Origin of the sequence: Rapidithrix thailandica, from assembly GCF_039710355.1 — a bacterium.
GTDB classification, from domain to species: Bacteria; Bacteroidota; Bacteroidia; order Cytophagales; family Flammeovirgaceae; genus Rapidithrix; species Rapidithrix thailandica.
Genome location: NZ_JBDKWZ010000003.1, coordinates 402396 through 428780 on the forward strand (window position 1 = coordinate 402396; position 26385 = coordinate 428780).

Below are 26385 nucleotides of genomic sequence, written 5' to 3' on the forward strand. Positions count from 1 at the left end.
TGCAGATTGAAAGAATCAGACGATTGAATTCGCTCAACACTCAAAATTGTACCTAGTAGTTTTACCGACTCGGTGTTTTCAAAATTAATGTTTGAACGAATTATATGGATAAAAACGGAATTTTGTATGGCTTAGCGATTTTAATATTTAAAAAGTACCCGCTTCAAAACTCAGCTGAAGCAATAGCCGCTACACTTACGGAAGCTGGTTGAAGAGCCAGAACCGCTTCCACACAGGCTTCCAAAGTTGCTCCGGTAGTTACTACATCATCCACTACCAATACCCGCTTCCCCTGAACATCTGCCTTATCACCGACTTGAAAAAGTCCTTGTACATTTTTCCAGCGATTCATGCGGCCTTTATTGGTTTGTGAAGTATTGTATTGAGTTCTGACCAGGCCATTACTTATCCACGCACAGGCCATACATTCGGCCAATGCTTTGGCAAAACCATCTACCTGATTGTATCTCCTTTTCTTTAATTTTTTTTTGTGAAGTGGTACGGGTAAAATCAGATCAAATGATTGTGCAAAACCGGACGCTAACAACTCTTGACCGTAGAGCTTGCCCATTCGATAAGATATTGCTTGCTCTCCTTGGTATTTTAAAGCATGTAAGAGCTTCTGTACTTTCCCGGATTTGGTGTATTTTAAATAAGCCATTGCCCATCGTAATTGTACTTTTCCCCAAAAGCGCTGTGCCAAGGCATTTTCTTGATCTTTATGATAATAGGTGCGCGGCAATTGATGTAGACAAGCCGTACAAAGCAACTCTTCTTGCTTTACCAAGGCTGCTTCACAAGTCAGGCAACAATCCGGATAAATCAGGGATAAAAAGTCAAGAAACATAATATTGAAATTTGTAAAAAATGATATGCTGGGACCCCTCTTTTCCCAGATAGAAAAAAGTGCTTCCAGAATGCTGATAACGTCAAAATTCCAACAGTACTTCTGTGAAGTAAGGTCACGGGGCTTTTTTAATAAGAACTTTCTGAGTAACAAGGACAATTTACCGGACTTGATTAACTTCGCAAGTATGAATACGTTGGAAGAATTTAATCAATACCGCTCCCAAATGAACGAAAAGATTCTGGATCTTGACAACAAGGTGTTGAAACGGATCTTTAGTCTGGATAGTCTTACTTTCCAGGAAGGAGCATTGAACATTGCCACGAAAGAACTCTTGGGCTTGGCCTGTTCTCTGGTGCTGCGCTGTGATGATTGCGTAAAATACCATTTGGAAAAATGCAAAGAAGCCGGCCTGTCAAAAGAGGAGATTGTAGAAGCCATGGGTATTGCCAATGTGATAGGAGGGACGATTGTCATTCCACATTTACGCAGAGCAGTAGAGTACTTGGAAGTATTAGAGCAAAACCCAGCTGAATAAGGCTTGGGTTTATAGCCCGCCATTACCACTATAAAAATCATGAAAACTTATGGAAGATTTAGAAAAACTAGAGAAGGACTGGGAAGCACTAAGTCATAAATTAATCAACTTAATGGGCAAAAAACCAGATTTGAATTCGGTCTTGTTTTTGATCGGGGTGCAGGAGTTAGGGCAGGGAAATCGTAATTTCAGTAAGGAGGAAAAACAAGACTTAATGCACATTGCCATTTGTAAAGTACTAAGCCTGTCCGGTTATTATGAATTAGAAGGTTTAGACAAAGACGGATGGCCTCATTGGAAACTTGTAAAAAAACTTCCTTTTTTTGATCTTTTACATCAGGAAAAATTATTGAAATTACATATTATTCAATATTTCGATCAAGAAGTACAACTATAAAAACCACAGACAAGCTGTAATGAAAATCATCACTTACAACGTCAACGGAATACGGGCTGCCATGAAAAAGGGGCTGGTCGATTGGGTCAAAACCGAAAATCCCGATATTTTCTGCCTACAAGAAGTAAAGGCCCTTCCCGAACAAGTAGATTTAGAAGAATTCACTCAATTAGGCTATACTTACTATTGGTTTCCGGCCGAGAAAAAAGGGTACAGTGGAGTGGCTACCTTTACGAAGGTTCCGCCTGTTTCCAGCCAATATGGTATGGGTATAGAAAAATACGATGTGGAAGGCAGATCCGTAGAATTACAGTTTGATGATTTTACCCTAATCAATACGTATTTCCCTTCCGGAACTACCGGAGACATCCGTCAAGATTTTAAATATGAATTTTTAGACGATTACTTTGAGTACATCGCTGAGAAAAAGAAAACCCACAATAAATTAGTTCTTTGTGGTGACGTAAACATTTGCCATAAATCTATTGATATTCACAACCCGGTCAGTAATAAAAACTCATCGGGTTTTTTGCCCAAAGAACGCGAATGGGTTAGCAAATTTCTGGAAAGCGGCTTCGTAGATTCTTTCCGGCATTTTAACCCGGCTCCTCATCACTACACTTGGTGGAGTTACCGGGCAGGGGCGAGAAAGAAAAATCTGGGTTGGCGAATTGACTATTTTTTTGTGAGCCAGGAACTCACACCACAATTAAGTAACTGTACGATCCTCAACGAGGCGGTGCATTCCGACCATTGTCCGGTAGCTTTAGAAATGCATTAAGTGATTCGAATCATCTTACTAAACGACAACCTTAACTTCCTCTTTGGGTAGAATCAGTTCTCATAATTTACTATCTTAGAACAACATAACTATTTTTTTGTAAGTGAGTGGATTAGCGGACTTCTTATTTTTGCGCAAAAATGCAACTTTTAGAAGTAAGTATTTCACGGGTAAATACTGTGCAAGTCAAGCTTTTTGTATCAAGAGTCCTAAGGTTCATTCACTGAAATACATGAGACAAACCATCACCGGAACATAAAACCGATTGATAGTAAATAAAGTCACCTCTGCAAAAATTCCACTAGGAGTATTTAGTCCGGAAATGTTCAGGTGCTTAATTCCAAATAATCCAAAACATCTACTGAAACTATAGAAATTCATGAGAAGAGTTTCATTCATTATATGCATCGTAGGCTTTTGCATCCTTTCGGCATGTAACCAACAGCCTAATCAAGAGAACCCCAATGTTGAGTTAACTGAAGCGAAAGGGGGGAAGTTTTATGGAGGAGTTTTCCGGCTTAACGAACCGGAGTATATCAAAAACTTATTTCCTCACAGTATTATTGACATCTATTCATACCGGATCGCTTCACAAATTTATGAGGGCCTATTCAAATTTGATCAGGACGACCTCAGTGTACAAAAATGCCTGGTGAACGACTACGAAATTGACTCTAGCAGAACTCAATATACTTTTTACTTAAAAGACAAAGTATTTTTTCATGACGATGATTGTTTTCCAGGTGGAAAAGGCCGTAAAATGACAGCAGAAGATGTCAAATACTGCTTTCAGATATTATCTACCCAGAGCCGGATGAATCAAAGCTTTCACCTTTTTGACGGCTTGGTACTAGGTGCTTCCGAATACTATGAAGCCAGTGCCAACGGAAATACTCCGGATTTCGATATTGAAGGAATTCAGGTATTGGACGAACTTACCCTCCGGATCACTTTGGAAAAACCTAATTCCCAGTTTTTATACAACCTGGCCCGGCCCGGTGGTTTTATCTTTCCCCGGGAAGCATACGATGCCTATAAAGAAGATATGCGCATCAAATGTGTTGGAACCGGCCCCTTCGAAATCTCCAGTATCGATGAGGATAATTCCATCATTCTGAAAAAGAATAAAAATTACTACGATACAGATGAATACGGTAACCCCTTGCCTTTTCTGGATGCGATCAGCATTACATTTATAAAAGATAAAAAAATAGAATTGATGCAATTCCGCAAAGGAAAATTAGACATGGTCTATCGCTTACCTTCGGACTTTATCATTGATATCGTTGAAAAAATAGATAAGGGAAAAGGAGAGTATAAAAACTACGAACTGCAACGGACTCCCGAAATGTCTACTCAATTATTGGCTTTCAATACCAGCGGACCGGTTTTCGGAAATGTAAATGTTCGCAAGGCATTTTCCTTTGCCATTGACCGGGAAAAAATCATGGAATTTGTCTTAAAAGGCGAAGGATATCTGGAAGGCTATCATGGAATGACCCCACCTTCTTTTCCCGATTATGATATCGCCCGGATAAAAGGATATACACTTAACCTGGATTCGGCTCAGTATTATTTAGCAAAAGCAGGCTATCCTAATGGCGAAGGATTTCCTAAAATAGCGCTGGATATTAATTCCGAAGGAAAGCGCTTTGACAACGTTGCCAATGAAATCCAAAAACAACTCAAAGAAAACCTCAACGTAGAAGTCGAGTTACAATTCAGCCCCATTGCCCAAATTGCAGAAAAAAGTACTTCCGGCAATTATAACCTTCTTCGGTTGGCCTGGATTGCAGACTACCCGGGACCTGAAAATTACCTCTGGGCATTTTATGGTAAAAATGTCCCTCCTTCCAAAGAAGATAAGTCCTATCCCAACCTGACCCGTTATCAAAATCCCGAATTTGACAAGCTTTATGAAAAGGCCCTCGGGGCCACCACACAACAAGAAGCGCTTGAGTATTTTCTTCAGGCAGAACAAATCATGATCCAGGATGCACCGGCCTTGATTTTATGGTATGACGAAGGCTATCGCTTGGTACAATCTTATGTCAAAAGCTTTGCAAATAACCCTATGCAATTCAGGGATTTTAGCGCAGTATATTTTATTCCAAAAAGTAAAAAGATAGTGAACTAATTGCTCAATATTTGTTATTTTAAAAGGACCAAGTAAAATTCTTCTGACAAAGTCATGGCTTTGTTAGAAGATTCACTAACTTCATACTGATTTAGTTTACTAGACGAGACTTATGAGCTATGTTAGAAAAAGAAATACGAAAGTATAAGCGAAAATACTACCTTAATGCATTGATTAAAGGTAGTATTTTCGCTGTTTCTTTGGTGTTAACTCTTTTTCTGTTAGTCAATACCATTGAATACTTCGGCTCGCTGAATACCACATTGCGGGCAGTTTTGTTTTTTACCTTTTTGAGTACCACCGTACTTTCCTTCTATTTTTGGCTCTTTCGGCCGCTGTACACGTTATTCAATTCCAAAAAGCAACTTTCCGACCTGGAAGCAGCCGAAAGAATCGGTAAGTTTTTTCCTACCGTAGGAGACAGACTGATCAATATCCTGCAACTAAAAAAACATAGTCAGGAAACGGATTTAGTACATGCCAGTATTCAACAAAAAGAGGCCGAAATACACAATGTCAGTTTTACCCAAGCCGTAGATTACAAAACCAATAAGAAATACGCCAAATATTTGGTGACCCCTTTCTTTTGTATTCTATTGTTACTCTTGATTATCCCCCAGATTTTCACAGAGAGTACTCCACGTATCATTAATTACTCCACAGAGTATAAGAAAAAAGCCCCGTTTTCATTCGGTTTACTCAATGAAAATTTAAGTGCTTTCCGCAATGACGACCTTCCAATTCAACTGCAGTTGGACGGGATTGCTATCCCTCAGGATGTACAGCTTATTACGGCTGACGGTAGAAAAGTCAAGATGGAGAATTTGGGAGATGGCAATTTTCAATATACCTTTAAGAAAATCCAACGCGATATAGATTTTCATTTCGAAGCATCCGGTTTTGCCTCCGATGTCTATCAGATCAGCGTCTTTTCACGACCCAACTTAAAAAACTTTAGTGTATACTTAGACTTTCCGGCATATATTAAAAAAAGCAGTGAGCAGATTGAAAATACAGGAAACTTAATTATACCGGAGGGCACAAAAATTAAGTGGCAATTCAAAACCCAGGAGGCCGACTCACTGGAACTGTTCTTTGTCAATTCAGCCACTTCACTACCTGCTACCGAGGTAAATGAAAATGTGTTTGAAACAAACAAAAAAGCCTCATTATCAGATACTTATCAGGTATTACTAGAAAATAAACACAGCAAAAATAAGGATATCATTGAATACTACCTCAATGTTGTTCCGGACGAACATCCTACCATAGATTTCAGTCACTTTGAAGATACAGTACTATATGATTATCTGATATTAGGTGGAAATATCGGGGATGATTATGGAATCACAGGACTTAATTTGAAATACAGAATTTCCGAAAGGGGAGAGGGGAATCAAAAATTCCAAACATTACCTATTGCCTACAATCCAAAGATTATTAATCAAAGTTATTTTCACAAACTAGAACTAAAAGAGTTAAACATTCGGCAAGGGCAAAACCTGGAATATTTTGTGGAAGTATGGGATAATGATGGGGTCAATGGAAGAAAAAGCAGCCGGACATCCACCTTTGTCTTTAAGCTACCTTCCAAAGAAGAATTTAAAGCTGAAATAGAAAAGGATTCCCAAGAAACAGAAAATCAGATTGATAATTCTTTAAATAAAGCCAAGGAGCTAAAAGAAGAAATCAACAATATTCAAGACCGTCTTAAAGGAAAGAAAAAGCTTGACTGGCAGGATAAAAAATCCATAGAGGACTTGATCAACCGCAAAGAGGAACTCAATAAACAGATCGAAGACTTACAAAAGGCCAACGAACTCTTCAATCAAAAACAAGAGAAGTTTAACTTTCACGATGAGAAACTCAGTCAAAAAGCACAGCAACTTCAAAAGTTGATGGATGAGCTATTGGATGAAGAAACCAAAAAACTTTACGAAGAATTAAATAAACTGCTCAACCAAAATTTCATCAACAAAAACCTTCAGGAAACCTTGGAAAACCTGGAGTTCAAAGAAGACAACCTCGAAAAAGAATTGGATAGGGCCCTGGAGCTTTTCAAAAAATTAAAGTTTGATACCAAGGCAAATGAGATTATAGAAGATTTGGAAAAGCTCAGCCAAGAACAAGAAGAGTTATCCGAAGAAACCAAGGACTCTAAAAAATCAGATACGGAGCAAATCCAGGAAAAACAAGACAACTTGGATAAAGAATTTGAGGATGTGCAAAAGGAGATGGAAGAATTGGACAAGCTAAACGAAGAGCAAAAAAATCCCAAAGACCTGGAGCCTTTTGATCAACCTATGCAAGATATCAAGCAACAACAGCAAAACACACAACAGATGTTGCAAGATAAAAAGATGAAAAAAGCATCGGATTCTCAAAAGCAATCCTCTCAACAAATGCAGCAGATGTCACGACAAATGCAACAGATGCAGGAGTCCATGGAGATGCAGCGATTAAATGAGAATTATGATGATTTGCGGAAAATTCTGGAAAATCTATTAAAATTGTCTTTTGATCAGGAAGACCTAATGCTAGAGTTTCAGAAAATCAAAAAAATTGATCCGAAATTCATTGAATTAAGTCAGCAACAATTAAAGTTGAAAGACGATGCCAGGGTGATAGAAGACAGTTTACTTTCACTGGCAAAACGGGTATTTCAAATCGAGTCCTTTGTGACCCGGGAAGTGGCTGAGATGAATAAATATATGGAAGAAAGTGTGGACGCCATTAAAAAGCGTACCCCTGAAATTGCTGCCAGCAAACAGCAGTTCACCATGACTTCCGTCAACAACCTGGCTTTATTGCTGAACGATATTTTGCAATCTATGCAGCAGCAAATGAGCCAAAGTATGAGCGGGCAACAAATGTCAGAGAAGCAAAATGGCAGTCCACAGCTCAGTGACTTGCAACAGCAATTGAATCAAAAAATCAGGGATTTGAAAAAAAGTGGTAAGACAGGTAGACAACTTTCAAAAGAATTAGCTAAACTAGCGGCTGAACAAGAAATGATAAGGAATGCCTTAAAGCAAGGCATGGGGCAAGACAAAATAGGAGGGGAGAAACCTGGAGAAAAAGAAGGGGAAAATGGACGGGATGGCGGTTATGGAAAACTCTTGGAAGAGATGGAAAAAACGGAAGAGGATCTGATCAACAAAAGGATTACCCAAGAAACCATTAACCGGCAAAAGGAAATATTAACTAGACTATTGGAGTCCGAAAAAGCAGATAAAGAACGCGAGCTGGACAATAAACGGAAAGCCGAAACGGCCAAGCAACAATTTCAGCGAGAATTGCCGGAAGAGTTTTCCGAATATTTAAAATCCAAAGAGATGCAAATCGAACTGTTAAAAACAATTCCGGCATCACTTAACCAATACTACAAAAACGAAGTAAACGAGTACTTTAAAAAGTTAAAGCATTAGCTGTAAATCTAAAGATCAATATGACCGACTTCCAATTAAAAATACCATCATTAATTGATAATATCCGCATTGTAGAAAGCTTCATCGATCAAGCAAGGGAGCGCTTTCGCTTTGACGATGATATTTACGGCAACATCATTGTGGCTGTCACCGAGTCGGTAAATAACGCAATTATACACGGTAACAGAAGCAACAAAGAAAAAGATGTGCTTCTCAAAATAGAAGCCGACAATTCCAATATTTCCTTTACGGTAGAAGACGAAGGTGACGGCTTCGACTTCCACAATTTACCAGACCCGACCTCACCGGAGAATATAAACAAACCCGGGGGAAGGGGAATTTTCCTGATTCGTCATTTAGCGGATGAGGTAAAATTTCACAATGAGGGCACTACGATTGAAATGATTTTTTATTTGAATTCTTAACAAGATGGGAGACGTATTTTTTTTTATGAAGACACAGAATTTCGCTTAAGCAAAATCGAAAGCGAAAAGCTTGCTCAATGGGTCAAGGAAGCCGCTGCGCAATACAATAAGCAAGTTGACACAATCAATTATATCTTTTGCTCTGACAAATACTTGCTGGAAATCAACCAGCAGTACCTCGACCACGATACCTATACAGACATTATCACCTTTGATAATTCAGACGTGGAGGAGCAACTGATTTCAGATATTTTCATAAGTGCTCAACGTGTCAGCGAAAACAGCAGTTTGCACAATACCTCTTTTGATGACGAACTTCACCGGGTCATTATTCACGGAATATTGCATTTGGCTGGATTTAAAGACAAATCAGAAAAAGAAAAAGAGCGAATGCGCAATCTCGAAGATCAGCATTTACAAAATAGAAATTTCTAAGTGTTCCACGTGGAACACTTTTTTTATGCCTAGGGTAGGGGGGCACACTTTATACAAATCCAGGCTTCTTAAATGTTCACCTTTCTTATCCACTTTGGTGTTTCGTCCATCTCATTCAATACCTCTCAAGAAAAGTACTCGCCTCTATCTTAATTTTTATAAACGTAGGGTTCACCTCCTTTTAAATATTCACCCACGGTCGCTTATAGCATACCAATGGAAATTCATTTTGTTTACCAGCCTTCAGGCTACAGATAGCAAATGACTAGAATAACAGATTCACCTCTAAATAACTCTCTGAAATTCCAGGAGATACAATTGCCTTAACGGAGAGTTTATTACTTTTGCAAAATAATTTCATAGAGCAGGAATCAGAACCATTACAACCTAGTTCTATTTGGTACTGAATCCACGAATACTTATCAAGGGAAAATAACAAGTGTATGTATCCAAATTATGATATCATAGTAGTAGGAGGGGGGCACGCAGGTTGCGAAGCCGCACATGCTGCAGCCAACCTGGGATCGAAAGTGCTGTTGGTCACCATGAACATGAATACCATTGCACAAATGAGCTGTAACCCCGCCATGGGAGGAGTGGCAAAAGGACAGATCTTACGTGAAATTGATGCCTTAGGTGGTATGTCAGGGATCATTACCGATAAATCCATGATACAATTCCGGATGCTAAACCGCTCCAAAGGTCCGGCCATGTGGAGCCCCAGGACACAAAACGACCGGATGCGTTTTGCCGAAGAATGGCGGTTGGCATTGGAGAAAAACCCTAATGTGGACTTCTGGCAAGAAATGGTAACGAACTTGCTGATGGAAGGAAACAAGTTGGTAGGGGTGAGGACCGCTTTAGGAATTGAATTCAGAGCAAAAGCGGTTGTGCTGACAAACGGGACCTTTCTCAATGGCTTGATACATATAGGAGAAAAAAATTTCGGAGGCGGTAGGACAGGGGAGAGGGCTGCCAAAGGCATTACAGAACAACTGGTAGAGCTTGGGTTTGAATCGGGAAGAATGAAAACCGGAACACCTCCACGAGTGGATGGCCGATCGCTGAATTACAATGCCATGGAGGAACAGGCAGGGGATGAAAATCCTGAAAAATTCTCCTTTAGCCAAGAAACACAAGCGCTGAAACATCAACGAAGCTGCTATATCACTTATACGAATGATGATGTTCATGATACCCTGAAAAAAGGATTTGACCAATCCCCTATGTTCAATGGGCGTATTCAAGGGATTGGCCCCCGGTATTGCCCTTCGATTGAAGACAAAATTAACCGTTTTGCTGAGCGAAACCGCCATCAAATCTTTGTAGAACCCGAAGGATGGGATACCGTGGAAATCTATGTGAACGGTTTTTCTACCTCTCTTCCTGAGAATATTCAATACGAAGCCCTGCGGAAAATCAAAGGCTTTGAAAATGCAAAAATGTTCCGTCCCGGCTACGCAATTGAATACGACTACTTCCCTCCGACTCAACTTTACCTGAGCTTGGAAACCAAACTGATAGAAAACCTTTATTTTGCCGGACAAATCAACGGAACAACCGGCTATGAAGAGGCCGCGTGTCAAGGGTTAATGGCGGGAATTAATGCTCATAACAAAATTAGAGAAAAAGAAAACTTCATTTTGAAGCGTTCTGAAGCTTATATCGGTGTCTTGATTGACGATTTGATCAACAAAGGAACAGAAGAACCTTACCGCATGTTTACTTCCAGAGCGGAATACAGGATACTTCTTCGTCAAGATAATGCCGACTTGCGCTTAACGGAACAAGGTTATCAATTGGGGCTAGCCGCACAGGAGCGATACGAGAGAGTATTGGAAAAGAAACGTCATGTAGACGAGCTGATCCAGTTTATGCGGAAAGAAAGCGTAGATCCAGACCAAATGAACGGTACGCTTAGTGAATTAGGTTCTGCTGTATTGACTCAAAAAGTAAAAGCAGCTCAACTGATAAAACGACCTAATGTAGGAATCAATAGTATCAAAGACTGTAACGAAAAACTAGCGGAGCAGGTAAATCATTACGATAAGGAAGTAATTGAAGAGGCTGAAATCCTACTTAAATACGAAACCTACATTGAAAAAGAAGAGAAAATGGCCGATAAGCTGAATGCTTTGGAAAACTACCGGATCAATGACACGGTAGATTACAACCAAATAAAGGCTATTTCAAACGAAGCACGTGAAAAATTAAATAAAATACGCCCCTCTACCATAGGCCAAGCATCCAGAATCAGTGGTGTAAGTCCTTCTGATATTTCAGTACTTATGGTTTACCTGGGGAAATAAAACAAAATCAGCCGAGCTGATAGAAAGACATATTCCACATGCGAATATGTCTTTTTTTATTAGGTAAGATTGACAGATTTCAGGAAATTTGGGCTTGACAATTAGAAGTACATCTTTGGCCTATTTTCAAAGTTTAGTTAAGGTTTTGATGTCTGAAGTTGAGTACTTATTTGTCTCATAGTTATCGTCTCAAAAAAGAAACTTAAGCATTCATTCTGACAAGGATAGTACCTCCCTCTACAGGAAAGTACTACCTAATTTATGATTTTTGAAAACCATTTTATAACCCATGAAAAATATATCCTTTTTTATACTCTTATCCTGCATGGCAAGCATGATACTGCTTTCGCGTTGTGCCAATCAACAAGCCCCTACAGGTGGGCCCAGGGATACGATTCCTCCCACATTAATAAGCAGCATACCCAAAGATCAAAGCACTAATTACAAAGGAAAAATTATCAAACTGGAATTTGATGAGGCCATTGATGCAAAAGACGTACGAAAAGACCTCATCATCACTCCCCTATCTGATGTGATTTATAACACCCGGGTGAAGAAAAATACATTGATCTTGGAGTTTAATGAAGAACTGGAGCCCAATACTACCTATACACTTAATTTTCAGCAAAGCATCGGCGACCTCAATGAAAATAATAAAACAGAGCCTATCAGTATTGCATTTAGTACGGGCAGTGAAATAGATTCAATGTATGTATCCGGAAAGATTACGGATTTAATGAGTGGAAAAAAGCTGGAAAAAGCCTCCGTAGCACTTTATCCGTATACAGATGATACCCTGAATATTGAAGGAAACAAGCCCTACTACCTCACCAAAACAGACAAGGAAGGCCGGTATATTTTGCAAAACCTAAAGCCGGGAATTTATAAAATATTTGCCCTGGCTAAAGAAGGACAAAATATCAGATACAATGAAAGGGGTGATAAAATTGCCTTCCTTTCCGAAGACTTGGAAATTAATAGATCCATAGATTCCTTAGATTTTAAGGTAACTGATTTCGATAGCAAAGATCTAGAGTTTATCCGCCCAAGTAATAAAAATCATTATGTGGAACTGGGCTTCAATAAAACAATTGTAGATTATACAGTGAAGCCTTTAGAGGCTAAATATGACGGTCTGATTATCCCCCAGGGTTACGGTGATATCCTCCGGCTTTATAATTTGAGTGAGAACACGACAGATTCTATTGAAGTATTTTTCAGTGCAACAGATTCCATTCTCAACAAAATAGAAGATACTGTCAAAGTATTGTTTGAACCCTTGGAAAAGGAAAAAGACAAAGCTTCATTCAGTATAACCGGAGTATTTCCAAAGGAAACCTCCATGGTTGCCGGACAAACTTTTGATATGGAATTACAATTTGACAAACCTGTAAGCTCCTTCAATCTGGATAAAATACAGTTTGCCGTTGATGGAGATACAACCTCTGCAACCGGACTTTTTGAACATTCGATGAATGCATATCGCACTTCCTTTGTCTTTCATAATTTAAGTTATCAACAAAGCCTGTCCGCACGTTTTGACACTGCATCTTTTATCTCAATTGAAAGCGATACCAGTTACCTGAAAACGGCCAGCTTTTCAGTGAAAGACAAACGTAAATTCGGAAGCATAGCAGGCACCGTCACAACCAATCACCCTAGTTTTATCATTCAATTGTTGGACAACAATTATAAAGTAGAAGCTGAAATCAAAAACCAAAAACAATACAGATTCGACTATGTTGCTCCCGGAGAAAAAATACTCCGTATTCTGATTGATGAAAATCAAAATGGCAAATGGGACAAAGGAAGCTTTAATGAAAAAATTCTCCCGGAGGATGTTTATATACAACCGGGCACTATTAATATCAAAGCCAATTGGGAGATTAAAAATGTTAAAGAAACTACTATTGTATTTTAACATCGTTGAAAACTCAGAATACACCTGCTGGCCTATGCATTTAGCATAGGCTTTTTTATTAATCACTTGATTATCAATTAGTTAATAATTATGACTATAAAGCTAAACGAGTTAATACAAATGCATAAATAACTGATTATCAAATATTTAACAAATTAAAATACAATTACGTAAGATAAAACTGTATAATTACCCAATAGATTTTATATACGCAACTATAGCGCTGCTCAAACCGGGCTATTTCATACTATTATTACCTGAATTACAGAACTTTAAAACAATAAATAACACCTATAAAAAAGGAGTTATAAAATAGCAGGAATTAACAAATAGTTAGGTAAAAATGAAATTCCCGCTGTTTTTACAAAACACCCCTGCTCCAACCTTCTTATCTTGGCTTTTTGCTCGAACTTTTTCTCTCCCGTTAAACCGTATAATTTGTGGATAACTTTTTAATACCTTAGAACCTGTCAACTTACCTCATTCACTTTTGAGAATCATATCATTCTTCGGATAGAGCAAAGCGAGTTGAAATGCCAAAAGGTAAGTCATTTCAATTACTATTTATAAATGCATAACTTATCCACACCTCAATGAGCAACCGTTGACAATTTAAAGGACCAATAAAAAGAGTAAGCTTCCCTCCAACCTTTACTCCCCAAGCTGTATCCTATGCTACTTACTATACTGAAGGAAATGATTGACCCTGTTGGATACTTTACGAGATATTAACCTTATCCACATCTAATATCAACTGCTTGCTTTTCTACAATCCTGCAATCTTCTCAAGGTCCTCCATTTGTTTCTTTATCTTTATATGAATCGAATAAAAAAGTTATCCACAACTTGAATGTTCTCTTATGGTGAGATGAGTACATCTATTCAACCCCAAAGGGAAAAAGGAAGCCAATTATTATCAAACAAATTCAAAATCCCTATGTTAATACTATCAACATAGTATGTGAACAAATGAAGTTTTCCACTTATACGGTTAACAATTGTGTAATAACTTGTTCATTTATCAACGGATGTTCACATTTTAAGTAAGAGTTGAAAGGGGCTGTTGAAAAGTACTACTTTCATCAACAGATTATCCAAAAGTTTTCAACCGTAATAACTTTTCCAATAGTTATTCACATCTTCAAAATCCGCTGTGCATAGTTCTATAACTTACTGATCTGACAGATCTTATAGAATATATAGCTGTGGATAACTTTTTATTAATTGTGTATAAAAATTGAATAAGTCGTTTATTCACAAATCCACAGTATAATAAGTAATAATAGATTTATATTTAAATATTAATTTATAATTATATATATAGTGTGTGTAAATGTTGATGAAGTAAGAAACTAAATTGAGCGGTTACTTTTTAAGTTTAATACAGCAAATCGAGAAAAAAATAAACTATGCAAAAACTTCTTTTCATTGTGGTATTGCTTTACCTTAGCATTTCCCTTCGACCAGTGTACGCTCAAGATAAGGACATCGAACTCGCTTATGAATATTACACAAACAATGAATTGGAAAAAGCTGCCAGCATTTATGAAAAGTTGGTACGCAGAGAACAGAACCTTGCCGCTGTTCATAAATACTATCTCGATGTACTTATACGGCTAAAACAGTACAAAGATGCCAACAAGTATTTAAGCCGGTTGCTAAAAAAATTTCCGGAGAACCCCACCTACAATGTTGACTATGGCTTGCTTTTCCGACAGGAAGGAGACACACTAGCTTGCAATAAACATTTACAGCACTATTTGGAAGATATCAAAAACGACAACTCCGAGTTGCGTTATGCTGCTTTGTATCTTTCAGACAAAGGATTGTTTCAGTTTGCTGAAATGGCTTACCTCTTTGGAAAGAAGAATGACAAGGATGGTTTTTATTTTGAATTAGCCGATTTGTACTCTACTTGGGGAAGGATTGATTTGATGTTGGACGAATACCTCCAACTGTTGCATCAGGAACCTAACCAAGCAGACTATGTGCAGGTGATTTTGCAAGACAGAGTAAGCAGTGACGAAGAGTATGCTTTTTTGGAAAGGGCATTGGTGCAGTATGTTCAAAAGTATCCGGACGATATCGTTTACAATGAAATGTTGTTGTGGTACTTACTACAGAAAAAAGAGTTTTACCGGGCTTTTATGCAAGCCCGGGCCATTGACAAACGAAAGAAACAAGAGGGCTTTCAAATTTTGGAAATCGGAAAACTTGCCTTAAACAATGGAGATTATACCAGTGCGATTAAGATTTTTGAGTATTTGGTAGAAAAGTACCGGAACCAGATTGTGTATCCGATTGCCAAACGTCTGTTGATAAATTCCAAAGAAGAACTGGTTAAGAATACCTATCCGGTAGATATTGATAAAATCCGTTCGCTGGCAAGTGACTACGAAGAGATTATTTCCGAATTGGGACTTCGACCCAACACTGCGGATGCCTTGAGAAGCATGGCTTTATTACAGGCCTTCTATCTGGACAATAAAGACACAGCTATAACCATCCTTCACAGATTGATAGATCATCGCTCCTTGCCTAAGGAAATCGTCTCTAAAGCGAAATTAGATTTAGGAGACATCAACGTATTGATTGATGAGCCTTGGGAAGCCTCCTTGTTATATTCTCAAGTGGAGAAGGCTGAAAAGAATACCAACCTCGGCCATATGGCAAAACTTAAAAATGCAAAGTTGACATACTACACCGGAGAGTTTGAATTAGCGAAAGCGCATTTGAAGATTTTGACACTGGCGACAGACCGGGAGATTGCTAACGATGCCATGCAATTGTCCCTTTTGATCGAAGATAACCTCAACCTGGACACCACGAACCAAACCATGGAAAAATATGCCAACATTGATTTATTGGTCTTTCAGGGAAAATATCAACAAGCCTTAACCCAGTACGATGCCATGTTGGCAAAGTACAAAGGGCATAGTTTAACGGACGAAATTTTATGGCAAAAGGGGAACATACTTGTCAAATTAGGAAAATACGAGGAAGCATTGATCCAATTCAAAAGAGTAGTCGAAGAATTTAAATACGATATTCTGGCAGATGATGCGAACTTCCTGATTGCTAAAATCTATGAGGAAAACTTGAATAAGGCAGAAGAAGCAATGGAATACTACAAGAATCAACTCATAGAATTTCCGGGAAGTGTATACAACGTAGAGGCCCGTAAGCGCTTCCGGAAGTTAAGAGGAGATAAAATTTAGGAGGTTAAAAACTCCATTTTAACCGCAAAAAATTCAAATACCCCAACCCATCGTATTGCGATCGCTCAGGGCCAAAAAAGAATTGTCCGGCATACAGGAGGTATAAGTTATCTGACAAGGAGATATCCACATTGGGTCCCATATAAAAAGAGGCATCATTGGGGTTGTATATACTGCTAACCCCTCCCTTTATCAAAGGACTGAACATATACGAAATTTCATTAAACCATGCCCATTGAGTAACCGTAAGGGTTTTGGACGAAAGTTGTTCATTCAGATAATTGATTTGGCCGGGTTTTCCGTTGACTCCATTGCTGTTGTATATACCTTCACTATGCAAGAAAAGAGAGTTTTTAAAGGTATAATCCATAGACAGCGAAGCGACTACCGTTCCCTTTCCCGTAGCCAAATCCCTATATGGTTCAAACCAGGTAACTTCACCTTTAAACCCGGCTGTTTTGATTTGACCTGACCAACCTATTCCCAAAGCCAAGTCTTGTTGAACTTTGCCGGCCAATACCTGAAAGTCATATGCACTAGTATTCCAGCGATACATCACCATGATTTTAAAGTCCTCAAAACGCTCTGCGAAGGCTATTGCCAATTCAATGGAAGATGTAGTACCCGTATAATACCTCGCAAGCAAAGCATCGGCTCCGGGCCGTTCTTCGTAGTCAAAATCAAAGAAGGAATAGGTGTTAAAGACATCGTTGGGATTCCACACAAAGCATTGTCCCCAATTGATCCGTTGACGTCCCAGCCGCACTTGCCATTTATCCGATTGCCAGTCCAGGTACAACCTGTCGACATGGCTATGGAAAAAGTAAGAAGATCCCTCAAAAGGGATAAAAGACATATCCAGAAAACCATTATCCCCCCCTATCAGGCTTGAATAACCAGGAAAATTTTTAACGGTTTCACCATAAAACAAACGGTTTCGTACTTCTGCAGTAAAGGTAAATTGGTTATTGGGATACCATTTGAAATTAATACGGTTATGCAGAATATTATCGGTGAGCCAAGCCGAATCCGCATGTTCGAACTGTACGGTATGTAGATATTTTAAATAACCGCCCAAGGTGTAATTTTTTGCTTTTTCAGTGCTTTGGGCTTGCATCTCTAAACTTAGACTGCTCAAACAAACAGATAGGGTAAAAACATATTTCAGGTGCTTGAAAAGAAATTTCATTATTTTAAAAAAATCAATCAATTTCAAGTTGTGGATAAGTTAAGTAGAGGTATGTGGATAACCTGTGAATAAGATGTCAATTAATTCATTACTAATACTTTATGGTTTTGCTTTGGCCCCTCATATCCATTATCAATGGCATAAATTCTCACATGGTTTTCTTTTCCTTTCAGTTGAATATTACCTATAAATTCCGAAGGGGTTTGAGCGATTTGATGGAGTGTGGATTCCAAGTTTTCCGAAATGAGTAATGGCTTGCCAAATTCGTTACATTTACTTTGAATACGGGCTGCGGTGTTGAGTACATCGCCATGATAAGCAATTTCTCTTTTGATATCGCCAATTTCTACTACGGTGACCGGTCCCATGGCCATTCCTGCTTTGAATTCCGGAAAATGAGCGAACTTCTTGAAATAATAGGCTTTACGCTTTTCTAAGGCTTGTTGAAAGTCAAAAAACAAACGAATGCAGTTTAAGTTTTCAAGTCCGTTATGGGTCGTCCAGGTGAGTACTACCTCATCTCCCACATATTGATAGATTTCTGCTTTATACTTTACCACAAAATCGGTGAGATCGTGAAAGCAGTTTTGAATCATCTGGCTGTATAAATTGTGCCCGAGCTTTTCCGCTATACTTGTAGAGCCTTTCAAATCGAGAAACATAAATATTCGATTTTCATCTTTGGGTTTATGGTAGGTTCCCAAGATAAATTTCCACAGGTTTCCATGTCCGAATTTCCGGTTGATCAACACTAAAAAATTGATCAGTAAAATAAAGAAGGTCATGTATATACTCCCTACGATGAAGAATCGGGGTTGGATAAACTTGAGTATGAAATTCCAGTCGGTTTCGCGTGGAAAAATATCCAAAAACCAGTAAGCACAGAAAATCAGGCCGGATGACAGGATTAAGGCTAACAGGTATAAACCGCTTTTCACGAGTATAATCCTACTGAAGGACAACTTCCGGATCAGTTTGTATTCGGAGAATGTATGGATAATGGCGAAGAGCGTTCCGAAAAATAAACCGAAAAAGACTCCGTCCCAAATAGCCCAGTTAGAGTGAATAAAACTCGAAAATGCTCCGAAGGCCTGGCTATCAATAAAATCGAGCATGGCCCAGCTATGCAAGTTACTTATGCCTATAGCTACTTGCCAGGCAATCAGGATGAAAAGCCAGTCTTGTAGTATTAATTTGGTTTTGTGCTTTACCATGTGGGTAGTCATTGGTTTGAAGATTTCTCAAAATTAATAACTCACCGTCAAGACCTCATCTTTTACGATATTGCCATCTTCCAACACTACGATGCGTCTTGCCTTATCAATGACTCGCTGATCATGTGTGGAAAAGAGAAAAGTGATATGTTCCTCTTTATTAAGCTTGAGCATGATGTCCAACAGGTCATTTGTAGATTTGGAATCCAAGTTAGCCGTAGGTTCATCGGCCAATACAAATTTAGGTTTGGGCGCCAAAGCCCGGGCCACTGCCACCCGTTGTTGTTGTCCACCGGAAAGTTTGCTTGGAAAAAAGTCCATTTTATCTCCCAAGCCTACTTCTTTCAATAGTTCTTCTGCCCGTTGACGGTACTCTTTTTTGCTACGGTTTTGAAGTTGCATAATAAACTCGGTATTCTCCCGGGCGGTTAATACAGGTAAAAGACTATAATCCTGGAAAACAAAACCGATGTTATGAAGACGGAAATTAATCAGTGCTTTGGATTGTAGTGCGGTAATATCGGTATGGTCTATGATTACCTTTCCTTCCGTAGGATGGTCTAGCCCGCCTATCGTATTTAATAAAGTCGTTTTTCCGCAACCGGAAGGTCCGACAATGGCGGTAAATTCTCCTTTGTCAATATTTAAGTTGACATGATTCAATGCTCGTACAGGCACCGTATCGGGGTTATATATTTTGGAAATATTGGAAAGTTGAATAATACTCATGGTTGACGTTTTTTGCTGAGAACGAGCGAGTAGATAGTTGAGTTGAAATCTGCTTTTCATTTATAAAAAAATCCGTTAGCCATGGATCGCTTCAACAGGTTTTAATTGTAAGGCTTTGATAGCCGGATAAATAGAGGCCAATATGGCAGTGATGATGACCATAAGGGTAATACTTAAGTAAAATTCATTGTCCAAATTGGGATATATTATACTACTCAAGCCATAAGAAGCTAACCCTTCAGCAAACATGGATAAGTTGATTCCGATTTGATTGATCCATTTTACCAAGGCAAAACTAAGAGCAATACCTACAAGAGCTCCGGAAAGCGACAGGAAAACGGTTTCTAATACAATCATTTTAAAAATATTGAATTTGTTCATCCCAACGGCCATGAGTACGCCTAGTTCTTTAACCCTTTCGAAGATGGCCATAAGCATGGTATTCAAGATCCCGAAAGCCAAAGCCGCTAGAATAATGGCCAGGAACAAATAGTTAATTTGCCACATGGAGTCTGTCAGGTAGGCCAGTTCCGGTTCTACTTCCCGCCAGCTTTCTATGGCCAAAGGTTGTCCGTTTGTAGCAGCTTGTAATTCATGAATTGCCTCGGGCACTTGTTCTATATTATTCATCCGGATAGCGATTTCATGGCTTGTATTGGCTTGTCCGGCCAGTTTTTCCAAATCTCCTTTTCTGACGAAGGCTTGAGATTCGTCAAATAGGGATGAGGGAGTTTTAAAAATTCCACTTACTCGGAAAGCGGCTCCTACAATTTCCCCGTTTGCATCCTGCAAGGTCACGATGATTTTAGAACCCAGCTTTACTTCCAGTTTATCTGCTAGCTTTTTTCCAACGACAATCTGGTTTTTCCGTTGTGTTTCAAAATACTCCCCTTCGATCATCATTTGGGACAGGGTAGTGACTTGTTTTTCATCCTCCGGGATAATACCATTCAACTGAATACCTGCATTGCCATTGGAGGTGGCAGCCATTCCGGAGATAACCGTCCTTATGGCCCACTTATCCACATGGTTTGTGGATAAAATTTCAGTTTTAAGCTTTTCTAAATGAGGAATATACAACCTGATATCTTTGTTTTTTCGAAACCCTTGTTGATGAATTTGAATATGAGAAGTTTGAACATCAATAGCCGAACGGAGTTTTTGTTCACTCATTCCATTGAAAATCGCAACAGAAAAAATCCCTCCGGTCAGTCCTAAGGTAATAGCACTCATGATGACAATGCTTCTCAGTTTACTTCGCCAAACATTTCTCCAGGATATAGCGGTGATCATAGATGAAATTTTTTAAATAAGATGAACAGGCTCGTTATGCTGCTCAGTAATAAAAGAAATATGATCGTTTCCGGGCTCACTTACCTTTTCATGGTTTCAATAATTTTTAATTGATAAATATTCCATACCGGATATACCAGACAGATAACAACGATGACCAGGATGGCCAAGCATTGTGTAATAAAGATGTTGGGTTCAAGTGAAAACGGAACGATGGGTTCCACTCCCATTTTAAGCATGGCTTCTGCGGCATTACCCGTCAAAGGGATGGGGTTTTTGTGCATATACAACAATAATGGAATGCCTGCTGTCAATGAAACCCCCAAACCAAAAAGACCGATAAAGATGGTTTCCAGTACGATCATGAAGGAAAGTTGGAGCTTTTGCATTCCTACTGCGATCAAAATTCCGAATTCCTTGGTCCGTTCCATACTCATCATAATAACAGTACCGAAAATCCCAAAAGCAATGACTACGTATAGAATGCCCAACATGATGACACCACCGGCATTATCCGATTCTATCAATTGAACAAGTTCTGGCTGAAGTGATTTCCAGTCCATTACCTCATAGGAATCTCCCAAGGTATTTTGTAATTGTGAAGTAGTTTGCTGAACGGACTGTATATCATTTACCTTGATCACCATAGCTGAAAGAAGATCCGGAGCGGCATTAAATTCCTGAGCGAGAACAATGGGCATATACACCATATTGTTATTCGCTTGTGGGTTGGGTAATTTTATAATTCCGGTGATGGGATACATGTCCACTGCGTTTACCCCATGGTAACCTTGCCCGATCAATACCAACGTATCGTGTAAATGAAGTTGTAGGTACTCTGCAAGTCCTTGAGCGATCAATACTCCACGGGTACCGGAAGTAAAATACTCTCCTTCTATCACTTTTGAAGCCAGGCGAGTCATTTGATTTTCCTCTTCCGGACCGGTGCCAATTACCATAGCCCCTTTGGACAGGTTGTCAGAGGCGGCTAAAACAAAGGACTCGAGCCGGGGAATATAAAAATGGACATTTTGAGTAGTGTTGACAAGTGCTTTGACCGAATCGGTTTCTTCTAAAAGTTTGTTGATGGATTTGTTTTCCCAATACCCTTTTTTATGAATTTGAATGTATCCCGAGTAAAATTCCACACTGTTACGAATCATATTTTCATAGGACCCGAACTGCATGGACCGCATAAAGAGCGCCAGAAGTACGGCAAAAAAGATGGAAGAAATTGTAATTAACGTCCTGCGCTGGTTGCGCCAGATATTGCGCCAGGCAAGAGTGACTAATTTAAGCATGGCTCATATGTGTAGAAATAAATAATCTTTACACTCAGATGTACTACCTGACTCTTCTCATATTTTGTTTGGAAAAGAAGCGGTCTTCGATGTTGACATCAAAATCGATGGATAGATAAGTCATCACCGTTTTATGCCCCTCTTTCTCCATGGGAATCATCTCCATACGGGCCGGGAGCAGCTTCCCTCCTAATTGTTTTAGCTCTGAAGTGATCATCCGGTTGACCAATTCTCCGTCTTCGTCAAAGTACTCTGTTTTCCGTTGGTTAAAATGTTCTTTGGAAATCCAGGTCACGATTTTACCCCATACTACCGGAGCATCAGGTTTGGGAATCATTTGAATTTTATAACAATCGATCCCCATAAAATTTTCTTCAGCCAATAAGGAGTGTGTATAGTCGTGTACGATAGAGGATTGTTTGATCAGGTCATCGTTGGTAAAATCGGAACCCATCCAGGATTGCATCATCATGGAGGGAGAAATTTTGATGCTTCGCTCGATGGAGGGCAACCAGTTCCACATTTCATTTTTGATTTTTAAAGAAACCGTGCCTTTGTCCTTGGCAGGAGACAGTACCAACACCAAACTGTAGTCATCCCCTTTTGACCAGCTTTTCATGCTCATGGTTCGTTTCCAATCCGGCCGGACAATTTCCATTGTAAATTCTGCCTTATTGGACTTTCCTCTTAGACGCTTATCCGCTTTTTGAATGATTTCAGTGGCACTAAGGTCAAAAAAGTGAGGTTGAAAGCCTGTTAATAATAAAAGAAGAATAACCGGCAAGATTAAATTCAACAGTTTCATGGTTGATGCGAGGATTAAATGAAAGTCAAAGTCCTGTTTTAATATACGTTTCCGTTGACCAATCGTTCAAGTAAAAAACTGATAGTGAGTGGGTTTTATCTATTCAAATGAAAAAAGTAAATTACCTTTTTCCAATATACATACCTAATAATTTTTCTTTCACCTTTTCAAGTGGGTATTCCTCTCCCATCATCAAATAATGTAAACAAATTCCGTCAAATGTGGCGGCCAATAATTTTGCTTCACTTTCAGGTTCTTCAGCACCCAACTCCTGAAATAAAATGTTGAAAAACGTGAACATCTCGTTCATGACAGGCTGAAGCCGTTTCCGGAGCACCTCAGGTAGTTTCATTTGGGTGATTAAAGCAAAATACAATTGCCAAAAATGCTTTTCCTTTTGAAGCGAAGAAATTGATAAATCCAGCAGTTGGGTAAGTTTGTCTTCGGGGGCTGCTTCCATATCAATTTCCTCAAAAAGTCCGTCCAGTTCATTTAAGCCCTGCATAAATACCGCTTCCAATAGTTGCTCTTTACTCTCAAAATAATGGTAAAGAGAACCTTTGGCAACTCCTGCAGATTTGGCAATTTGACTGATGGAAGTACTATGATACCCATAGTTTGCAAATAACTCCAGAGCGGTCCGGAGAAATTTTGCTTTACTTTTTTCCCGTATGGCGGCAAACTGTTGTTCCGTCCTAGGCATTTTTTCTTTAAACAATCTTAAGTGAAAAGCAGGTGATTTTTATTGACCGTATGTTCGGTCAAATGTACCGGTTTCCATAATTGCCTCCAACATTTTCTCAAGGATTTTTTTAATAAAAACCTGTAAATCATTTGCTTGTGTTTTACACGATAAAGGATTAAACGCTTTTTGATAAGAACCAGAGTCTGTTGAACAAAAAACTAATTCAGAAATAAACAGAGCCTGTTAAAAAAACAATTTTGCTGAAAAAAAGCGACTTTTAAAGAGGTAAAGCCCAGTGACTAAGTGCTGTAGAGGCCTGAAAATGGGTAGGAGCTATTTACAAAAACCAGCTCTCCTATTTTCTTTTTCTAAGATTGCTCCTGTGGAACTGACAATTTGATGTTCTAATTCATAACTTTGCAGTGTACAAAGATTAATAGAAATCAAAATGCTTAATCGCAGGTTATTACGTATTAAGGCGATGCAAACCATCTACGCCTATAAGCAGAGTAAAGAGTCTAATTTTCAACTGGCCATTGACCAGATCAAGGAGAAGTATGAGGAGAAGTTGCGTTTTGTGGGAAGAACTGAGCTGGAAAGTATTCGAAAACAAGAAAACGTTTCGATCAACTACCTCAAAGAAAATCATGAGTTGGGCTTGAATGTAAAGGAGGAGACTGAGGAAGTGAAGATTGCCAATGACGCGATTCGCTTCTATCAAGATCAGATTGAGAAAGACTTTCGCTCGTATAAGTCACGAATGGTTTTTGAAACAGAGCGCCTTTATCTGAAATATATCAACATTATTTTTGGCTTGTTGGAGTTTTCAGAAGTGGTGAAGGATGTGTATGATGAACGCAGTAAGAAGCGAGCGGATGTGGGACTGGAAGAAACCTTGTTGAAGCGCATTTATGAAAATAAAATCTTGCAATGCTTTAAGCAAAACCTTCAGTTGCAAGAGGAAGTGAAGCGCTACAATTTGGAGTACGATATGATGCTTTTGCGCGAATGGTACCGTCAGTTGAAAGCAGACAAGGCGTTTGTCGAATCGTTTTCATTGGAAAAGACCCAAAGTGAGGAAACGGATCTGGAAGTCATTAAATATTTGGTGAAGGAGTTTCTTTTCAAAAATGAAAAGATCGTTTCGGACTTTGAAGAAGAAGATTTAAGCTGGGCAGAAAACAAAACTATTTTGCGCAGTATGTTGCTGAAAACGTTTAAAAGTGCCGATACCTCAAATTGTGAACATGCTCAACTACTGACTATTTCCCGGAATTGGGAAGAGGATAAGCACTTCTTTGAACAACTGTATATCCGTTCGCTGCGGGAGGAAAAAGAATACGAACCCTTTATAGAGAAACACTTGGAAAAATGGTCGAAAGAGCGGATTGCAAAAATTGATAGCATATTGCTCATTATGGCCCTCAGTGAAATGGTTAATTTTACCAGTATTCCGGTGAAAGTAACAATAAATGAGTATATTGAAATCTCGAAATCGTACAGTACTCCCAAAAGTTGGCAATTTGTGAATGGGATCTTAGATGCGATCTCCAAAGAGCTGCAGGATATTGGAAAAATCCGGAAAAGCGGACGGGGATTGATCGACAACAAATAAAGGAATTATTAACCTAAAGAACCAGTTAAAAAAGAACCATATTGGCTGTATCTTCTGGATGGAGGGTATAGCTGAAAAAGGAAGCGCAGGTAGCACTGGTATACAAAAAAGCTATCAAACCATAATTTTTTTTATACAAAAAACTCTCTAAAGCTATGAGCAAAAACAATGGAAGTTCATTATTAACTTTTCTATTGGGGATCATTGTGGGGTCTGTGTTGGGAGTCTTATTTGCTCCGGATAAAGGCAGAAATACACGAGACCGACTTAGCTATCAGTTGGATAAGCAAAAAGAAGCTTTACAACGCCTTATTGATGATTTGGTAGAAGGGAAAGAAACCCCGATTAGTTCAGCGAAGTCTCAAGGGCAAAAAGTAATTTCGGACGCAATTAAACATGCTGAAAAATTGATGCACGAAGTAGACGAGTTGAAAAGTCAAATCGCTCCCAATAATCATAATTCTTAAAAAAACACTTTTGAATGATTAAAAATCCATTAGATATGAAATTACTTAATCATTTATCAATTTTTGTGTTCATCATAGGTACTTGGGCATGTAGTCCAACGCACGAAGCGAAACAGGATACACAAATGAATGTTTCTACGGCCAATACAAGTAGTAGTATTCCTATGACAGTGATCAAAGAGCCGGAAGCTCCCAAGGCTTATGCTGCTTTTGATTTTGAAAAAACTTTTTATGACTTTGGTACCATTCAGCAAGGAGACATTGTAAAACACACATTTAAGTTTGTCAATTCCGGAGAGGTGCCCTTGGTCATTTCCGATATCAAAACCACATGTGGTTGTACGGCTCCCAAATACTCTAAAAACCCGGTAGCTCCAGGCGAAAGCGGAGAGATTTTAGTACAGTTTAACAGTGCCGGGAAAAGAAACTTAAACAAAAAGCCGATTACCATTTATGCGAATGTAGAGGGGGGGACCTATGTGATTAATATTCAGGCAAATGTTAAAGTAGAGGAAGAACTTAAAGGGCCTTACAAAAAACAGTAGAAATACACTTCCGTAAGAAAGGGAGATGAGGTAGTCAAAAAAAGAGCCCGCTTATATTTAGGCAGCGGATTTTTTTGGCTGCCTCTTTTTTTTAACCGTTCTTTGT

21 protein-coding genes are annotated in these 26385 nt (G+C 38.9%); 13 read left to right on the forward strand and 8 right to left on the reverse strand.

Going from position 1 to position 26385, the window contains the following annotated elements:
* Positions 1-163: 163 nt before the first annotated feature.
* Positions 164-847, reverse strand: a complete 684-nt coding sequence (locus AAG747_RS07265; RefSeq protein ID WP_346820487.1) for a ComF family protein — start codon at positions 845-847, stop codon at positions 164-166.
* Between the two features lie 187 nt (positions 848-1034).
* Here AAG747_RS07265 and AAG747_RS07270 point away from each other — a divergent pair, with 187 nt between their 5' ends.
* The 10 genes from AAG747_RS07270 to AAG747_RS07315 all read left to right on the forward strand — a co-directional run bounded on the left by AAG747_RS07270 (position 1035) and on the right by AAG747_RS07315 (position 16436).
* On the forward strand, positions 1035-1385 hold the full coding sequence (locus tag AAG747_RS07270) for a carboxymuconolactone decarboxylase family protein (protein ID WP_346820576.1): 351 nt from the start codon (positions 1035-1037) through the stop codon (positions 1383-1385).
* 49 nt (positions 1386-1434) lie between these two features.
* Entirely contained in the window at positions 1435-1782 is a 348-nt protein-coding gene (locus AAG747_RS07275) for a hypothetical protein (protein WP_346820488.1), read from the forward strand.
* Positions 1783-1801: 19 nt separating this feature from the next.
* Entirely contained in the window at positions 1802-2563 is a 762-nt protein-coding gene (locus AAG747_RS07280) for an exodeoxyribonuclease III (RefSeq protein ID WP_346820489.1), read from the forward strand.
* 379 nt (positions 2564-2942) lie between these two features.
* Positions 2943-4700, forward strand: coding sequence for an ABC transporter substrate-binding protein (locus AAG747_RS07285; protein ID WP_346820490.1), 1758 nt, complete (start codon positions 2943-2945; stop codon positions 4698-4700).
* A 119-nt stretch (positions 4701-4819) separates the two neighbouring features.
* A complete protein-coding gene (locus AAG747_RS07290; RefSeq protein ID WP_346820491.1) occupies positions 4820-8128 on the forward strand; it encodes a DUF4175 family protein in 3309 nt (1102 codons plus the stop codon).
* A gap of 20 nt (positions 8129-8148) precedes the next feature.
* The gene (locus tag AAG747_RS07295; RefSeq protein ID WP_346820492.1) at positions 8149-8553 is read left to right on the forward strand and encodes an ATP-binding protein; all 405 of its coding nucleotides are present in this window, start codon (positions 8149-8151) and stop codon (positions 8551-8553) included.
* A gap of 54 nt (positions 8554-8607) precedes the next feature.
* Positions 8608-8988 carry an rRNA maturation RNase YbeY gene (gene ybeY / locus AAG747_RS07300; RefSeq protein WP_346820577.1) on the forward strand — a complete coding sequence of 127 codons (381 nt, stop codon included), beginning with the start codon at positions 8608-8610 and terminating at the stop codon, positions 8986-8988.
* Positions 8989-9431: 443 nt separating this feature from the next.
* Entirely contained in the window at positions 9432-11297 is a 1866-nt protein-coding gene (mnmG, locus tag AAG747_RS07305) for a tRNA uridine-5-carboxymethylaminomethyl(34) synthesis enzyme MnmG (protein ID WP_346820493.1), read from the forward strand.
* A 325-nt stretch (positions 11298-11622) separates the two neighbouring features.
* Entirely contained in the window at positions 11623-13218 is a 1596-nt protein-coding gene (locus AAG747_RS07310) for an Ig-like domain-containing protein (protein ID WP_346820494.1), read from the forward strand.
* Positions 13219-14627: 1409 nt separating this feature from the next.
* Positions 14628-16436, forward strand: coding sequence for a tetratricopeptide repeat protein (locus AAG747_RS07315; protein ID WP_346820495.1), 1809 nt, complete (start codon positions 14628-14630; stop codon positions 16434-16436).
* A 4-nt stretch (positions 16437-16440) separates the two neighbouring features.
* Here the strand turns inward: AAG747_RS07315 and AAG747_RS07320 are convergent, their stop codons facing one another.
* From AAG747_RS07320 to AAG747_RS07350, 7 genes are all read right to left on the reverse strand, one after another.
* On the reverse strand, positions 16441-17625 hold the full coding sequence (locus AAG747_RS07320; RefSeq protein WP_346820496.1) for a hypothetical protein: 1185 nt from the start codon (positions 17623-17625) through the stop codon (positions 16441-16443).
* 80 nt (positions 17626-17705) lie between these two features.
* The gene (locus AAG747_RS07325) at positions 17706-18851 is read right to left on the reverse strand and encodes an adenylate/guanylate cyclase domain-containing protein (RefSeq protein ID WP_346820497.1); all 1146 of its coding nucleotides are present in this window, start codon (positions 18849-18851) and stop codon (positions 17706-17708) included.
* Between the two features lie 21 nt (positions 18852-18872).
* Positions 18873-19628, reverse strand: a complete 756-nt coding sequence (locus AAG747_RS07330) for an ABC transporter ATP-binding protein (protein WP_346820498.1) — start codon at positions 19626-19628, stop codon at positions 18873-18875.
* A gap of 15 nt (positions 19629-19643) precedes the next feature.
* The gene (locus AAG747_RS07335) at positions 19644-20861 is read right to left on the reverse strand and encodes an ABC transporter permease (RefSeq protein WP_346820499.1); all 1218 of its coding nucleotides are present in this window, start codon (positions 20859-20861) and stop codon (positions 19644-19646) included.
* Positions 20862-20941: 80 nt separating this feature from the next.
* Entirely contained in the window at positions 20942-22162 is a 1221-nt protein-coding gene (locus AAG747_RS07340) for an ABC transporter permease (protein ID WP_346820500.1), read from the reverse strand.
* 43 nt (positions 22163-22205) lie between these two features.
* On the reverse strand, positions 22206-22967 hold the full coding sequence (locus AAG747_RS07345) for an outer membrane lipoprotein-sorting protein (protein WP_346820501.1): 762 nt from the start codon (positions 22965-22967) through the stop codon (positions 22206-22208).
* A 121-nt stretch (positions 22968-23088) separates the two neighbouring features.
* Positions 23089-23670, reverse strand: a complete 582-nt coding sequence (locus AAG747_RS07350) for a TetR/AcrR family transcriptional regulator (RefSeq protein ID WP_346820502.1) — start codon at positions 23668-23670, stop codon at positions 23089-23091.
* Positions 23671-24100: 430 nt separating this feature from the next.
* Here AAG747_RS07350 and nusB point away from each other — a divergent pair, with 430 nt between their 5' ends.
* The 3 genes from nusB (at position 24101) to AAG747_RS07365 (ending at position 26279) form a co-directional block, all read left to right on the forward strand.
* Positions 24101-25267, forward strand: a complete 1167-nt coding sequence (gene nusB, locus AAG747_RS07355; RefSeq protein ID WP_346820503.1) for a transcription antitermination factor NusB — start codon at positions 24101-24103, stop codon at positions 25265-25267.
* 155 nt (positions 25268-25422) lie between these two features.
* Positions 25423-25734, forward strand: a complete 312-nt coding sequence (locus tag AAG747_RS07360; RefSeq protein WP_346820504.1) for a YtxH domain-containing protein — start codon at positions 25423-25425, stop codon at positions 25732-25734.
* Positions 25735-25769: 35 nt separating this feature from the next.
* Positions 25770-26279, forward strand: a complete 510-nt coding sequence (locus AAG747_RS07365; RefSeq protein WP_346820505.1) for a DUF1573 domain-containing protein — start codon at positions 25770-25772, stop codon at positions 26277-26279.
* Positions 26280-26385 lie beyond the last annotated feature (106 nt).